Source organism: Lactobacillus sp. ESL0677, from assembly GCF_029392875.1.
GTDB lineage: Bacteria > Bacillota > Bacilli > Lactobacillales > Lactobacillaceae > Lactobacillus.
In genome coordinates, this window is the sequence record NZ_CP113946.1 from 274,026 (window position 1) to 289,303 (window position 15,278).

The window sequence follows — 15,278 nt, forward strand, 5'->3', positions numbered from 1 at the left end:
TAAGGAGTGTAGTTTATGACTACTTGTCCAAATTGCGGCAAAGCAATCACCGATGACGACCAACTGTGCCCAAACTGTCACTTTAATTTGCAAAAATATCGGCAGACGTTTTTTACAGATAGGCATGAAGAGGTAAATTATGAAGACCAAAAGATGGGCAAGAAAATTGCCAGTCGCGAGGCTTACCGGCAGGAGTTTTATCCTGATAAGCAAAATTCAACGATTAAAAAGATGCTAGAATGGATTCGAGCTAACAGTATGATTGTGTTTTTAGTAGGGATTATGTTACTAATTATCATGAGTTTTTCGCGTGGGTTAGGCTGGATTAGCTTTTTCCTGCTGTTCTTCTGGTTGTATGTTGTTTGCTTGCGGCGAGGCAAAATTGAACGCTATACTGTTGACCGGCGCTTAACAGAGAAGGTTAATCAGCTTGGCTCAAATATGTTTAATAGGGTTGAGGATCACAGCCAAAAAGTTTGGTCGCGGTCAAAAACTACGCCGGATGGTACAGATGAAGTTGAAGAAGAAACAGTTACCGTTAAGAAGCACTTTAATTACATTCAACTGTCAGTAGTAATGACGGCGCTAATTAGTTTAATAGTCCTGTTCACGGGCTCTGGAGCGTCTGTTTCCGACATTACTTATACTGGTAAGATGTCGATTACGCGAGTGGCATTGAGCCTAGCCGGACAATTGTTTGGCTCTAGCTCAACGCTTTTGCAAGGGGTCTTGATGTGTGTGATCTGGCTACTGCTAGTGATTTTTCCCATCATAATCATGTATCAGGCTTTACAAAGTACGAAAAAGGGTAACTGGCTCGCCTTTATTTTCTCCCTAATAGAAACCGCGTTTTTGATTTATCTTGTCTTTAGATTATCGAGCACTACGCGCGCCAATACAGGCTTATTCCACGGTCTGACCAGTCAACTATTAATGTACGCTGTATCGGTTGGCGCCTCAACATACTTTCTGATTCTAGCCAGTTTAATGACAACTGTGCTTGCTGGAGTTAACTTATTTAGAAAACATTCTTAAAAAGAGCAATAAAAAAATGCCGAGCGTTAAACTCAGCATTTTTGTTTTAGTTAAATTTACTTGTGGGAAACATCGATTACAAGGTGTTCATTGACAAAGGCCATCATACCTAAGTCGCTCAACTCGCGGCCGTATCCCGAATTCTTAACCCCACCGAATGGTAATTCACCTGAAGTAATCCAAGTACCATTAATTACAGTCATGCCACTTTCAATTTGAGCAGCTAATTTTTGGGCGTGGTCAACATCAGAACTGATGATTGACGAGCCAAGGCCATAACTTGAATCATTAGCAAGAGCAATTGCTTCGTCTTCATCTTCTACCTTGTAGACCATTGCAACTGGGCCAAACATTTCTTCGTCAAATGCTGGGTTCTTCTTGTCAATATCAGTTAAGATTACGGGACTAAAGAAGGCGCCATCAGACTTGATTTCTGGATATTGATAAAAGACTTTCGCACCAGCATCAACTGCGGTCTTAACTTGCTTAGTCAGCTTATCTCTTGAGCTGACTGAGTTCATTGGCGGCAAGGTGGTTGCGTCCTTCATTGGATCGCCTGGTTTTAAGTTAGAAAAGACGTTCTTTAGTTCGTGTAAAACTTCGTCATAACGAGATTTAACGACAATAATCCGTTTGGATGAGGTACATACTTGACCGCCATTGTAAGTTCTGGCAGTGCACAATACTTGTTTTAAAAGTTCTGGATCAGCATCGTCCAAAATGATGAACGGGTCATTGCCGCCGAGTTCCATTGTTGACTTTTTCAAATTCTTACCAGCATTAGCAGCAACTGAAGAGCCACCACGTTCCGAACCAGTCAGGGCAACACCGGAAATCCGTGGATCAGCAATGATGTCGTCTAATTGGTCGTAAGTGGGGTAAAGGTTGATAAAGCTGCCTTCAGGTGCGCCACCTTCTTTAACGATTTTAGCAGCTAAAGCGGCAGAACCAGGAACATTGTGGGCGTGCTTCAATAGCATTGGGTTACCAACGATGAAGTTTGGAGCAAAGACCCGGATAATTTGGTAAAGTGGGAAGTTCCACGGCTCGCAAGCCATAATCACACCAGTAGCTTGCTTCAAGTAGCAAGCACGGCCAAGTTGCGATTCAATTGGTTGTGGCTTTAACATCTCTGGACCTTTTTCAGCGTAATATTCACAAATCGAAATACAAATTTCAACTTCTTCTTTGGATTCGTGAATCATTTTACCCATTTCATGGGTCATCATTTCGGCCATTTCGTCTTCGTGTTTGCGCAAGCTATCTGCAACTTGGTGCAAAATCGTGGCACGACTTTCAGGGCTTTCGTGTTGCCACTTCTTGTATAACGCATGGGCAAGATTAATTGCTTCGTCAATTTGAGTGGCTGTTGGGTTGTCGTATTCGGCAAACTTTTCATTGGTATATGGGTTGACTGATTGATATTTAGCCATATTGTTACCTCTTTTTAAAAATCATGTTAAAAAACAAATAAATGTTTCAAGACACATTATAAAGCGTTATCACGTTAATTTGAATTTTTTGAACCGGGCTTTACTAATAATTAATTTGCTTACAAAAAAGCCGCGAGAAATCACTGTTTTCGCGGCTTCTTAATTATTGTAGTACTTACATCATTTGCATTAAGTAGGCAAGTGAAGCATCAATGTAATCATTGGCATAAGCCATTGCGTGCTTTTGACCTGGGAGAACTGTGAGCTCTGAGCCGTGGTTTTCTTTAGCCAAAGTTTGGATGAAGTCCAAGACATACTTTAATGGTGACAATTCATCGGCTGAATTAATTAGCCATAAGTGTCCCAAGTTGGAGTAGTCATAGGATTTTGCGTCCAGCTTTTCAAGAGTGGCTGCATCGCTTGAACCGGCGTATGCTAAACCAAAGTACTTATAGAAGGAATCATTAATTGCCTTAGGGTCGGTTAAGCCGAGTTCGCCGCGAGCATCAATTGAGGCCTTAGTGGCTTCGTGTTCTTTCATCCAAGCGGAGTAGTTGACTGGTGCTGACCAAGTAACTGTTGGGAAGCCGTACTTTCCGGCAATGTAGAGGGCCATGACACCGCCGGAACTAGCACCGATTTGCGTAATGCCCTTGGTGTCTGAGCCAGTGTAATCAGAGTCAAGCAGCCATTCAACGAATTTAACGGTATCATCGTGCGCTGCTGGGAAAGTATTGGTTGGTGCCAAACGGTAATTCGGGACGAATGCAGTGAAGCCTTTTTCTGTCATTTTAAGGCATAAGTCTTTAACGTCGCCTTTATCACCACGAATCCAACCGCCACCGTGCCAAAAGATTAAAACCTTAGTCGCTTTTGCGGGCGTATCCGGTAAGTAAATGTCAGTTGCCAAGTGGTGTTCTTCATCATAAATGATATCGTTCTTAATTTTAGCCATATATTTAAACCTCCAATATAACTATATTTATTGTCTCTTCTATCTTAGAATAAAATTGTGCTTTTGGCTGAAAAAAATTTGTTAATAAGTCAAATTTATTGTGAAATAGATTAATTACCTGAACAGAAGTTAATTTTGCATCGTTGTGCGGTCTGTTCCCCACCAATTAGGAATTAATTTAGCTAAAGTGATTGTTTGCCTTGATGCGTAATCTACCATAAATTCGGTGTCTTTATTACGTGCGTCTAATTGCATGAGAAATTCGCGGCAGGCGCCGCAAGGCATACCAGAACTGCCGCCAAATGGTGGCTTGTCGCGAAAGGCGATAATGCGCTTGATGTAAGTTTGGCCCGTTGCCACATACATGTTTAGAGCAGCAACCCGTTCAGCGCATAAATTTAAAACGCCTGAGCAACTTTCAATGCAAACACCAACAAAAATTTGCCCATCTTCTGCCTCTAAAGCACAAACAACGCTGCGGGCGTAAACGAAAGGTGAGACATCGCCAGGACGGTATTCCTTGGCAGCTGCCTTATATAATTGGTTCCAAATATCCATCTTTGCCTCCTTTTAGTATTGATAATTTTAAATTATTTTAATTATTATCCTGAATTAGCTAAAAAAGCAATCATCAGTCGTAAAATTTTGGTAAAATTGACCTTATCTATGGAGGGATATTATGCACTTGTCACCAAAAGCTAGTCGGCGGTTAATCAATATTTTGACCGTTGTTAGTGGGATTATTATCATCTTACTGTGTATCTATTGGTATCGTATGGGGATTTTTACTAGTCAGGCGAAGATGCGCGCATATCTGGCTAATAAAAAAATCATCGGGCCAGTTATTTTTGTGCTGATTCAGACAACGCAGGTTGTGTTCCCAATTGTTCCAGGTGGGGTGTCGCTGCTTGGCGGGGTGGTGTTCTTTGGACCAGTAGCCGGCTTTATCTATAATTATATCGGCGTCTGCATCGGTTCGATTATCGACTTTTTTTTGGCGCGGTATTATGGGCGGCCGTTTATTTTGCACATTGTTTCTGAAAAGACACTGGATAAATATATGAAGTGGACGAAAAATCAGCGCAAGTTTAACTGGTTTTTTGCGATTTGTATTATTGCGCCGATGGCACCAGATGACGTGTTGTGTATGCTGGCGGGATTAACGGATATGAAATTCTGGACGTACTTTTGGATCATCATTTTGGGTAAGCCGTGGACAATTGCAGCGTACAGTTTTGCCCTAATGTTTGGGATGGATTGGCTGCTCAAACTTGTTGGCAATAAGTAATGGCTAAGCGGATTTATTTGCGTCCCTTCAACTTGGCGGATGCACCGGTTATTTTAAGATGGGGCAAGGACGATTACTACTATCATTATGCTGGCTTTAGTCGCTACCAAAATTTGGCGCAGGCTGAACTTGCCGCTAAGCAATATGCTGCGCGAGATAATAGTTATGCGATTTGTCTGCAAGAAACGCAGCAGGTGATTGGCCTTGTTGAATTATATGAGCGCGGGACAAATGATCAGGAGTTATTGCAAACTAAAGAAGTTGGTTTCTTATTAGATAAGTCGTTTTCGGGACACGGCTATATGACTGAGGCCTTACAACTAATTTTGCTTATGCTTTTAATCAGCTTGACCAAACCGAAATTTGGGCGGGGACTTTTGCCCATAACCTGAAATCGCAAAAATTGCTGCAGCGTTTGGGCTTTAAGTACGTTTATTTTGTCGATTTAGGTAAAATTAGTCATCTTTTTTCCTATCAAGAAAAATACTATTTGCTTGATAGGAAAGAATGGCTTAAAATAAATGCAAACACGGAATCTTAAGACTATTTCAGAGAGTTCGCGGCTGGTGTGAGCGGATAAAAGTCGTTTCCAGATTCCTTAAATGTGGGTAATTAATAGTTACACGGGCTGCGGCGCCGTTATCGCCAAACAATGAAGTGCAGTTATTTAGCGCAATAACTGAAACTGGGTGGTACCGCGAAGCCATGTATGAGCCGATTCGTCCCAAGATGTAGGGATGAGTTGGCTCTTTTTTATGGAGGTAAACAATGTTAGATATTAAGGTGATTCGTGAGAATCTCGATTGGGCAAAGAAAAAACTTGCTACGCGTGGGATTGAGCCGGAGCAGTTAGATGAATTAATTAAGATTGATAGGGAGCGCCGTGAAAGCTTAAGTAAGACTGAGCAATTGAAGGCCAAGCGTAACGATGTTTCTAAAGAAATCGCTGAGGCTAAACGGAATAAGGAAGATACTTCAAGCGTAATCGCTGAAATGCGCGAAGTTGGTAGTGAAATTAAGGAGTTGGACAATAACGTTAGTGAGTTAACTGACAAACAAAATTACATTTTGTTGCGGTTGCCGAACTTCCCTGATGATTCTGATCCAATTGGTCCTGATGAAAGTTACAACCAAGAGGTACGTAAGTGGAGCGAACCAACAAAATTAGACTTCAAGCCTAAAGCTCACTGGGATTTGGGAACTGACCTCGATATTTTAGACTGGGATCGCGGCGCTAAAGTTTCTGGTGCGCGTTTTGTTTACTATAAAGGTGCAGGTGCACTTTTGGAACGGGCAGTATTCAACTTCTTCTTAGATGAAAACACGAAGGCTGGCTATACGGAAATTATCCCACCATACTTGGTAAATGACGCTTCAATGCAAGGAACCGGACAATTTCCGAAGTTCCACGAAGATGTTTATACTATAGTAGATAATGATGATCCGGATAAGCCACGTGACCTAACTTTAATTCCAACTGCTGAAGTGCCACTAGTTAATTACTTCCGCGATGAAATTATTCATGAAGACAGATTGCCAATTAACGTAACTGCACTATCACCAGCTTTCAGAAGTGAAGCAGGTTCTGCTGGACGCGATACCCGTGGTCTAATCAGAATGCATGAATTCAGAAAAGTTGAAATGGTCAAGGTATGTAAGCCTGAAGAGTCATGGCAAGAATTGGATAATTTGACGGCCAACGCTGAACACTTACTGCAGAAACTGAATTTGCCGTATCACGTTGTTGCATTATCAACTGGGGATGCCAGCTTCACCAGTGCTAAGACTTACGATTTGGAAGTTTGGATGCCGGCTCAAGATAAGTACCGTGAAATTTCTTCATGTTCTAACTGTACTGACTTCCAGGCACGCCGTGCGCAAATTCGTTATCGTGGTGAAGACGGTAAGCTGCATTTAGCTCATACTTTGAACGGTTCTGGTTTAGCAGTTGGTCGGACAGTTGCCGCTATTTTGGAAAACTACCAAAATGAAGATGGAACAGTGACAGTTCCTGAAGCATTAGTACCATATATGAACGGAATGACAAAAATTACTAAAGAACAAAGTTTAATTTAAGCGTGAAAGAGGTCCAGATGGACCTCTTTTTTAGTTATTTTGAAAAAAATAAAATTAATTTTGGACTGTTTTTTGTGTAAAAATAGCTAAATTCCGAATATTTTTAACTAGTTGCTTTAGTAAAATTAGAAAAATAAGGCAGTTTTATATTAGCTTAAACTAATTAGACAGTAGATTTAAGTAAATAGCGAACAAAATGCTAAGCTTGACGAAAACGTGTAAAAAGGGTAAAGTATTACTTGTCCTTGAGAGAGCTGGTTAGCTTAATCAAGAACAAAAATAAAACTAAACCAAAGTCTTGACAAGAAGAGCTAGGTTTAGTAAGATAATAAACGCTGCTGAGGAAAAGCAAAACTTCTTCAGTGGTGGGGCAGAAAAAAGTTCTTGACAAGAGAAACAACATCTGCTAAAATGAAACAAGCGCAGTTGTAAAGCAATTTACAGCAGCGGGTAGTACCTTGAAAACTGAACAATGTTTTCGCAAAGTGTGCGGGTGTAAGAACCCAAAACAAAAAAGCGAAGTCAATTTCGCAAGCAAATAAATCCGAGATGCAAATCTTGGAACGAATGAGCAAACATTCAAACAAACATTAAAAATGAGAGTTTGATCCTGGCTCAGGACGAACGCTGGCGGCGTGCCTAATACATGCAAGTCGAGCGAGCAATTTTAATTGAATACTTTCGGGTAGGATGTTAAAAGCGCGAGCGGCGGATGGGTGAGTAACACGTGGGTAACCTGCCCTCTAGATTGGGATACCATTTGGAAACAGATGCTAATACCGAATAAGAAGTAAGATCACATGATCTAGCTATGAAAGGCGGCTTTTGAGCTGTCACTAGAGGATGGACCCGCGGTGCATTAGCTAGTTGGTAAGGTAACGGCTTACCAAGGCGATGATGCATAGCCGAGTTGAGAGACTGAACGGCCACATTGGGACTGAGACACGGCCCAAACTCCTACGGGAGGCAGCAGTAGGGAATCTTCCACAATGGACGCAAGTCTGATGGAGCAACGCCGCGTGAGTGAAGAAGGTTTTCGGATCGTAAAGCTCTGTTGTTGGTGAAGAAGGATAGTTAGAGTAACTGCTAATTATTTGACGGTAATCAACCAGAAAGTCACGGCTAACTACGTGCCAGCAGCCGCGGTAATACGTAGGTGGCAAGCGTTGTCCGGATTTATTGGGCGTAAAGCGAACGCAGGCGGGAAGACAAGTCAGATGTGAAAGCCCTCGGCTCAACCGGGGAATTGCATCTGAAACTGCCTTTCTTGAGTGCAGAAGAGGAGAGTGGAACTCCATGTGTAGCGGTGGAATGCGTAGATATATGGAAGAACACCAGTGGCGAAGGCGGCTCTCTGGTCTGTAACTGACGCTGAGGTTCGAAAGCATGGGTAGCGAACAGGATTAGATACCCTGGTAGTCCATGCCGTAAACGATGAGTGCTAAGTGTTGGGAGGTTTCCGCCTCTCAGTGCTGCAGCTAACGCATTAAGCACTCCGCCTGGGGAGTACGACCGCAAGGTTAAAACTCAAAGGAATTGACGGGGGCCCGCACAAGCGGTGGAGCATGTGGTTTAATTCGAAGCAACGCGAAGAACCTTACCAGGTCTTGACATCTAGTGCAATTCATAGAGATATGAAGTTCTCTTCGGAGACACTAAGACAGGTGGTGCATGGCTGTCGTCAGCTCGTGTCGTGAGATGTTGGGTTAAGTCCCGCAACGAGCGCAACCCTTATTATTAGTTGCCAGCATTAAGTTGGGCACTCTAATGAGACTGCCGGTGACAAACCGGAGGAAGGTGGGGACGACGTCAAGTCATCATGCCCCTTATGACCTGGGCTACACACGTGCTACAATGGTTAGTACAACGAGGAGCGAACCTGTGAAGGCAAGCGAATCTCTTAAAGCTAATCTCAGTTCGGATTGCACTCTGCAACTCGAGTGCATGAAGCTGGAATCGCTAGTAATCGCGGATCAGAACGCCGCGGTGAAAGCGTTCCCGGGCCTTGTACACACCGCCCGTCACACCATGAGAGTCTGTAATACCCAAAGCCGGTAGGATAACCCTTCGGGGAGTCAGCCGTCTAAGGTAGGACAGATGATTAGGGTGAAGTCGTAACAAGGTAGCCGTAGGAGAACCTGCGGCTGGATCACCTCCTTTCTAAGGAAGAGCGAATAGGTGGAGAGTAGGAATACTAAAGGAAGCCTAGGAGCAACGGAAGCACACGGAGCGAGAACATTGTTTAGTTTTGAGGGTAGTACCTCAAAAGAGTTAGTACATTGAAAACTGAATATAATCCAAGAAAAAACCGAGAGACAATCAAAGAGATAAGAAACAGATTGCAAGAGCGACCGAGAGAGTAGATCTTAAGAGTAAGGTCAAGTAAAGAAGGGCGCACGGTGAATGCCTAGGCACAAGAAGGCGAAGAAGGACGCGACGAACGGCGAAATGCTTCGGGGAGCAGTAAGTACGCAGAGATCCGGAGGTATCCGAATGGGGGAACCCAGTATGAGCAATCATATTACTAGCTGATGAATACATAGTCAGGTAGGGCAAGACGCAGTGAACTGAAACATCTAAGTAGCTGCAGGAAGAGAAAGAAAAATCGATTTCCCTAGTAGCGGCGAGCGAAGAGGAAAGAGCCCAAACCGGTTGATTTATCAATCGGGGTTGTAGGACTGCAAGAAGGTAGTGGCAGAGATAGCAGAATTATCTGGGAAGGTAAGCCAGAGAGGGTGAGAGCCCCGTAAGCGAAATTGAAGTCACGCCGAGCAGGATCCTGAGTAGGCCGGAACACGAGGAATTCCGGTTGAAGCAGCGAGGACCATCTCGCAAGGCTAAATACTAATTTGTGACCGATAGTGAACCAGTACCGTGAGGGAAAGGTGAAAAGAACCCCGGAAGGGGAGTGAAAGAGAACCTGAAACCGTGTGCTTACAAGTAGTCAGAGCCCATTAAAGGGTGATGGCGTGCCTTTTGTAGAATGAACCGGCGAGTTACGTTAACTAGCGAGGTTAAGTCAGAAAAGACGGAGCCGCAGCGAAAGCAAGTCTGAAGAGGGCGAGATAGTTAGTTGATGTAGACCCGAAACCAAGTGACCTACCCATGGCCAGGTTGAAGGTGCGGTAAAACGCACTGGAGGACCGAACCCACGTAAGTTAAAAATTGCGGGGATGAGCTGTGGGTAGCGGTGAAATTCCAAACGAACTTGGAGATAGCTGGTTCTCTCCGAAATAGCTTTAGGGCTAGCCTGGTGCGAGGATGATAATGGAGGTAGAGCTCTGTTTGGACGAAGGGCCCGTCAGGGGTTACTGAATTCAGATAAACTGCGAATTCCAGATATCAAAGCACTGGAGTCAGACTGCGAGTGATAAGATCCGTAGTCGAAAGGGAAACAGCCCAGATCACCAGTTAAGGTCCCAAAATCTATGCTAAGTGGAAAAGGATGTGGAGTTGCGTAGACAACTAGGATGTTGGCTCAGAAGCAGCCATCATTAAAAGAGTGCGTAATAGCTCACTAGTCGAGTGACGCTGCGCCGAAAATTTACCGGGGCTAAGCATAGTACCGAAACTGTGGATGTGTAGTAATACACGTGGTAGGAGAGCGTTCTAAGTGCGGTGAAGGCTAATCGAGAGGATAGTTGGAGCGCTTAGAAGTGAGAATGCCGGTATGAGTAGCGAAAGATAGGTGAGAATCCTATCCGCCGAAAGACTAAGGTTTCCTGGGGCAGGCTCGTCCGCCCAGGGTAAGTCGGGACCTAAGGTAAGGCCGAAAGGCGTAGCCGATGGACAACAGGTAGAGATTCCTGTACTGCGTTAAATCGTTAATAGCGAAGGAGGGACGCAGGAGGCAAGGAACGCATGGCGCTGGAAGCCATGTTCAAGCGATAAGTGAGAGAGTGAGTCAAATGCTTGCTTTCGATAATCACAAGTCGTGAAGAGGAGCGAAATAAAGTAGCGAAGGTTCTGTAGTCACACTGCCAAGAAAAGCTTTAGTGTGAGATAACGTACCCGTACCGCAAACCGACACAGGTAGTCGAGTGGAGAACACTAAGGTGAGCGAGAGAACTCTCGTTAAGGAACTCGGCAAAATCGCCCCGTAACTTCGGAAGAAGGGGTGCTGGTGTAAGAGCCAGCCGCAGTGAATAGGCCCAAACAACTGTTTATCAAAAACACAGGTATCTGCAAAGTCGTAAGACGACGTATAGGTGCTGACACCTGCCCGGTGCTGGAAGGTTAAGGAGAGAGCTTAGTCGAAAGACGAAGGTTCGAACTGAAGCCCCAGTAAACGGCGGCCGTAACTATAACGGTCCTAAGGTAGCGAAATTCCTTGTCGGGTAAGTTCCGACCTGCACGAAAGGTGTAATGATTTGGGCACTGTCTCAACGAGAGACTCGGTGAAATTATAATACCCGTGAAGATGCGGGTTACCCGCGACAGGACGGAAAGACCCCATGGAGCTTTACTGCAATTTGATATTGGGTAGCTGTTAAACATGTACAGGATAGGTAGGAGCCAGAGAAGATAGGACGCTAGTCTTATTGGAGGCAATGTTGGGATACTACCCTTGTTTGATGGCTACTCTAACTAGTATCTCTAAGCGAGATATAGGACAGTGTCAGATGGGCAGTTTGACTGGGGCGGTCGCCTCCTAAAGAGTAACGGAGGCGCCCAAAGGTTCCCTCAGAATGGTTGGAAATCATTCACAGAGTGTAAAGGTATAAGGGAGCTTGACTGCGAGAGAGACAACTCGAGCAGGGACGAAAGTCGGGCTTAGTGATCTGGTGGTACCGCATGGAAGGGCCATCACTCAACGGATAAAAGCTACCCTGGGGATAACAGGCTTATCTCCCCCAAGAGTTCACATCGACGGGGAGGTTTGGCACCTCGATGTCGGCTCGTCGCATCCTGGGGCTGAAGTTGGTCCCAAGGGTTGGGCTGTTCGCCCATTAAAGCGGCACGCGAGCTGGGTTCAGAACGTCGTGAGACAGTTCGGTCCCTATCCGTCGTGGGCGTTGGAAATTTGAGAGGAGCTGTCCTTAGTACGAGAGGACCGGGATGGACATACCGCTGGTGTACCAGTTGTCTTGCCAAAGGCATAGCTGGGTAGCTAAGTATGGCAGGGATAAGCGCTGAAAGCATCTAAGTGCGAAGCCCCCCTCAAGATGAGATTTCCCATACGAAAGTAGTAAGACACCTCTAAGACTAAGAGGTAGATAGGCTAGGAGTGGAAGAGTCGTGAGACTTGGAGCGGACTAGTACTAATCAGTCGAGGACTTGACCAGAGCTTGAGCAGTCTGGGATTGCGGAACAGTTTTTTCAAGAGATTATATTTAGTTTTGAGTGTAAGAACTCAAAAGAAAAAGTACGGTGGCAATAGCAAGAAGGAAACACCTGTAACCATGTCGAACACAGCAGTTAAGCTTCTTCACGCCGAGAGTAGTTGGTGGGAGACTGCCTGCGAGGGTAGGACGCTGCCGTGCTTTTTTTAATATTCCGGCTTAGCTCAGTTGGTAGAGCGCTTGACTGTTAATCAAGATGTCGTCAGTTCGAGTCTGACAGCCGGAGCAAAGTGAGAGAAAGAGGACCTGAGGTCCTCTTTTTTGTGTATTCTTTTAATTTGGAAAACATTCTTTTAATTTGGAAAACATGTGATTATATCACTTAAAGGGTATAATAGAGAAGGATATGTTTTATTTAAAGGAGGAAAACACATGGTAGGAATTTTACTTGCCAGCCATGGTGGGTTTGCAGATGGGATTGCTCAATCAGCTCAGATGTTATTTGGCGAACAAGAAAATTTTGCTCATGTAACTTTGTCCCCTGATGAGGGACCGGAGGATATTCATGGCAAAATGGAACAAGCAATAGCCTCATTTTCTGATCAAAATGAGGTTTTGATGTTAGTAGATCTTTGGGGTGGAACGCCATTTAATCAGGCTAATGCTTTGCTTGAAGATCATTCAAATTGGGCAATTGTTGCTGGTATGAACTTACCAATGGTTGTTGAAGCTTTAACGCAAAGATTGACAAATCCTGATGCTACTGCTCAACAAGTTGCCACAGCAATTATTGCCACAGCTCGTGACGGCATTAAGACTAAACCAGTTGATTTAATGCCGCAAGAAGATACAGCAGTTGCTGAGTCAGCTGCACCTTCTAATAAGTCGCAGAAATCAATTCCAGCTGGTACAGTAATTGGTGATGGCCATCTTAAAATTGTGTTAGCCCGGATTGATTCACGGCTATTGCATGGCCAAGTTGCTACTGGTTGGATTCCGACAATGCATCCTGACCGGGTAATTGTTGTATCTGATAGTGTTGCTAAGGATGAAATGCGTAAAAATATGATTCGTGAAGCAGCACCTGCTGGTGTCAAGGCTCATACGGTTCCGCTTGACAAGATGATCGAGATTGCTAAGGATCCACGTTTTGGTAATACCCATGCATTATTATTGTTTGAAAATCCGGAGGATGTTCTGACTGTAATTAAAGCTGGTGTTGATATTAAAACTGTTAATGTTGGTTCGATGTCATATTCAGTTGGTGACGTTAATGCCAACAATGTTTTATCAATGAACCAACAGGATGTTGATACTTTCCATGAACTTGAAAAAATGGGCATTGAGTATGATGTTCGTAAAGTTCCGACCGATAAATCGGGCAACATGGATGCAATTTTGAATAAAGCTCAAAGTTTGCTTGATGAGCAAAAGAAATAATGAAATAGGAGTGAAAAAATGAACGCTATACAAATGGTTTTAGTTGTTCTGGTTGCTTTCCTTGCAGGTATGGAAGGTATCTTGGATCAATGGGAATTTCATCAACCGCTGGTTGCATGTACATTAATTGGTTTAGTTACCGGACACCTAGATTTAGGAATCATTTTGGGTGGTCAATTACAAATGATTGCCCTAGGTTGGGCTAATATTGGTGCCGCAGTTGCACCCGATGCAGCTTTAGCATCAGTAGCTTCAGCAATTATTCTCGTTCAAAGTGGTCAAGGTACCAAAGGTATTGGGATGGCAACAGGAATTGCGATGCCTTTGGCTGTTGCTGGTTTGTTCTTAACAATGATTGTGCGGACAATTTCAACTGGTATTGTTCACATTATGGATGCCGATGCTAAAAAGGCAAATTGGCGTAAAATCAATATGTGGCAATGGATTGATGTTTGCTTGCAAGGATTAAGAATTGCAATTCCAGCTGCATTATTGCTGGCTATTCCAGCATCAACTGTTCAATATTGGCTAGGACTTATGCCGACTTGGTTAAGTGATGGTATGTCAATTGGTGGTGCGATGGTTGTAGCTGTTGGTTATGCAATGGTTATTAACATGATGGCTAGCCGTGAAGTTTGGCCATTCTTTGCAATTGGTTTTGCATTGGCAGCAATTAAAGATTTAACATTGATTGCCTTGGGTGCAATTGGTCTTGCCATGGCTGTTATGTACTTAGCTCTTGAATCAAAGGGTGGCAATGGCAATTCTGGTTCAGATAATGACGGTACCGGCGATCCGCTCGGCGATATCATTGACGATTATTAAAGTGATATTAAGAGGAGGATTTTATAATGGCTGATCAAAAAATCAAATTAACAAAAGCCGACCGCTTCAAGGTTATGTGGCATTCACAATTTTTGCAGGCATCATGGAACTATGAAAGAATGCAAAACGGTGGTTTTGCCTACTCACTAATTCCAGCATTGAGAAAGTTATATCCGAAAAAAGAGGATATGGCAGAAGCTTTGCAACGTCACTTGGTGTTCTTTAATGTTCACCCGTACTTAGTTTCACCAATTATCGGAGTTACATTAGCTTTAGAAGAAGATAAGGCTAATGGCGCTGAGGTTGAAGATGAAGCTATCCAAGGGGTCAAGGTTGGTATGATGGGACCTTTGGCCGGCGTTGGTGACCCAGTATTTTGGTACACAGTACGGCCAATTGTTGGTGCCCTTGGTGCATCAATGGCAATTCAAGGTAATATCTTAGGGCCAATTTTGTTCTTTGTTATTTGGAACGTAATCAGATTGGTATTTATGTGGTACACACAGGAGTTTGGTTATCGAGCAGGTTCTGCGATTACTAATGATATGTCCGGTGGTTTACTGCAAAAAGTTACCCGTGGTGCCTCAATGATGGGAATGTTCGTCCTAGGTTCATTAATTGAACGTTGGGTAAACATTACATTTACTCCAGTTGTTTCAAGGACACCAGTTCAAAAAGGTGGCTACATTGACTGGAATTCACTACCAGCTGGTGCTAAAGGAATTCAACAAGCTTTAATCAGTCAGAGTAATGGTTTGTCGCTGACCAAATTCAAGACGACGACACTGCAGAATAACCTTGACAGCTTAATTCCAGGCTTAGCTGGGTTATTGCTGACATTCCTTTGCATGTGGCTGCTCAAGAAGAAGGTATCACCAATTGTAATTATTATCGGTATCTTCATCGTTGGTGTTGTTCTCCACGTATTGCACGTTCTTTAATCA

Annotated in this window: 9 protein-coding genes, 1 tRNA gene, 3 rRNA genes and 1 pseudogene; 11 read left to right on the top strand and 3 right to left on the bottom strand. The window is 43.8% G+C overall.

Going from position 1 to position 15,278, the window contains the following annotated elements:
- Window positions 1–15: 15 nt before the first annotated feature.
- The gene (locus OZX76_RS01420) at window positions 16–1,035 is read left to right on the top strand and encodes a zinc ribbon domain-containing protein (RefSeq protein WP_277180334.1); all 1,020 of its coding nucleotides are present in this window, start codon (window positions 16–18) and stop codon (window positions 1,033–1,035) included.
- A gap of 56 nt (window positions 1,036–1,091) precedes the next feature.
- Here OZX76_RS01420 and OZX76_RS01425 read toward each other — a convergent pair whose 3' ends face one another.
- The 3 genes from OZX76_RS01425 to OZX76_RS01435 form a co-directional block, all read right to left on the bottom strand.
- The gene (locus OZX76_RS01425) at window positions 1,092–2,468 is read right to left on the bottom strand and encodes an NAD-dependent succinate-semialdehyde dehydrogenase (RefSeq protein WP_277180337.1); all 1,377 of its coding nucleotides are present in this window, start codon (window positions 2,466–2,468) and stop codon (window positions 1,092–1,094) included.
- A gap of 175 nt (window positions 2,469–2,643) precedes the next feature.
- Window positions 2,644–3,423, bottom strand: a complete 780-nt coding sequence (locus OZX76_RS01430; RefSeq protein WP_277180339.1) for an alpha/beta hydrolase — start codon at window positions 3,421–3,423, stop codon at window positions 2,644–2,646.
- A 129-nt stretch (window positions 3,424–3,552) separates the two neighbouring features.
- Window positions 3,553–3,981, bottom strand: coding sequence for a cytidine deaminase (locus OZX76_RS01435; protein WP_277180341.1), 429 nt, complete (start codon window positions 3,979–3,981; stop codon window positions 3,553–3,555).
- A 121-nt stretch (window positions 3,982–4,102) separates the two neighbouring features.
- Between OZX76_RS01435 and OZX76_RS01440 the strand changes: the two genes are divergently transcribed.
- The 10 genes and pseudogenes from OZX76_RS01440 to OZX76_RS01485 all read left to right on the top strand — a co-directional run bounded on the left by OZX76_RS01440 (window position 4,103) and on the right by OZX76_RS01485 (window position 15,275).
- Complete coding sequence (locus tag OZX76_RS01440) at window positions 4,103–4,711, top strand: TVP38/TMEM64 family protein (protein WP_277180343.1); 609 nt, start codon at window positions 4,103–4,105, stop codon at window positions 4,709–4,711.
- A pseudogene (locus tag OZX76_RS01445) lies at window positions 4,711–5,252 on the top strand (GNAT family N-acetyltransferase). The gene OZX76_RS01440 and the pseudogene OZX76_RS01445 overlap by 1 nt, the downstream one beginning before the upstream one ends.
- A 227-nt stretch (window positions 5,253–5,479) precedes the next feature.
- Window positions 5,480–6,787 (top strand): serine--tRNA ligase, encoded by a 1,308-nt coding sequence (gene serS / locus OZX76_RS01450; RefSeq protein ID WP_277180345.1) that lies wholly within the window; start codon window positions 5,480–5,482, stop codon window positions 6,785–6,787.
- 592 nt (window positions 6,788–7,379) lie between these two features.
- Window positions 7,380–8,947: ribosomal RNA gene (locus tag OZX76_RS01455) — 16S ribosomal RNA — on the top strand.
- A gap of 216 nt (window positions 8,948–9,163) precedes the next feature.
- A 23S ribosomal RNA gene (locus tag OZX76_RS01460) occupies window positions 9,164–12,072 on the top strand.
- An 81-nt stretch (window positions 12,073–12,153) separates the two neighbouring features.
- Window positions 12,154–12,270 (top strand): 5S ribosomal RNA (gene rrf / locus OZX76_RS01465).
- The 16S, 23S and 5S rRNA genes sit together here with 1 tRNA gene alongside, the layout of an rRNA operon.
- Before the next feature lie 12 nt (window positions 12,271–12,282).
- Window positions 12,283–12,355 (top strand) — tRNA-Asn (locus OZX76_RS01470).
- A 146-nt stretch (window positions 12,356–12,501) separates the two neighbouring features.
- Entirely contained in the window at window positions 12,502–13,509 is a 1,008-nt protein-coding gene (locus OZX76_RS01475; RefSeq protein WP_277180347.1) for a mannose/fructose/sorbose PTS transporter subunit IIA, read from the top strand.
- An 18-nt stretch (window positions 13,510–13,527) separates the two neighbouring features.
- Window positions 13,528–14,334, top strand: coding sequence for a PTS mannose/fructose/sorbose transporter subunit IIC (locus OZX76_RS01480; RefSeq protein ID WP_277180349.1), 807 nt, complete (start codon window positions 13,528–13,530; stop codon window positions 14,332–14,334).
- A 26-nt stretch (window positions 14,335–14,360) separates the two neighbouring features.
- The gene (locus OZX76_RS01485) at window positions 14,361–15,275 is read left to right on the top strand and encodes a PTS system mannose/fructose/sorbose family transporter subunit IID (RefSeq protein WP_277180351.1); all 915 of its coding nucleotides are present in this window, start codon (window positions 14,361–14,363) and stop codon (window positions 15,273–15,275) included.
- Window positions 15,276–15,278: the final 3 nt, after the last annotated feature.

Coding starts and splice junctions, on each gene's coding strand:
- OZX76_RS01420 (WP_277180334.1), top strand. CDS start 16: ATGACTACTTGTCCAAATTGCGGCAAAGCAATCACCGATGACGACCAA.
- OZX76_RS01425 (WP_277180337.1), bottom strand. CDS start 2,468: ATGGCTAAATATCAATCAGTCAACCCATATACCAATGAAAAGTTTGCC.
- OZX76_RS01430 (WP_277180339.1), bottom strand. CDS start 3,423: ATGGCTAAAATTAAGAACGATATCATTTATGATGAAGAACACCACTTG.
- OZX76_RS01435 (WP_277180341.1), bottom strand. CDS start 3,981: ATGGATATTTGGAACCAATTATATAAGGCAGCTGCCAAGGAATACCGT.
- OZX76_RS01440 (WP_277180343.1), top strand. CDS start 4,103: ATGCACTTGTCACCAAAAGCTAGTCGGCGGTTAATCAATATTTTGACC.
- serS (WP_277180345.1), top strand. CDS start 5,480: ATGTTAGATATTAAGGTGATTCGTGAGAATCTCGATTGGGCAAAGAAA.
- OZX76_RS01475 (WP_277180347.1), top strand. CDS start 12,502: ATGGTAGGAATTTTACTTGCCAGCCATGGTGGGTTTGCAGATGGGATT.
- OZX76_RS01480 (WP_277180349.1), top strand. CDS start 13,528: ATGAACGCTATACAAATGGTTTTAGTTGTTCTGGTTGCTTTCCTTGCA.
- OZX76_RS01485 (WP_277180351.1), top strand. CDS start 14,361: ATGGCTGATCAAAAAATCAAATTAACAAAAGCCGACCGCTTCAAGGTT.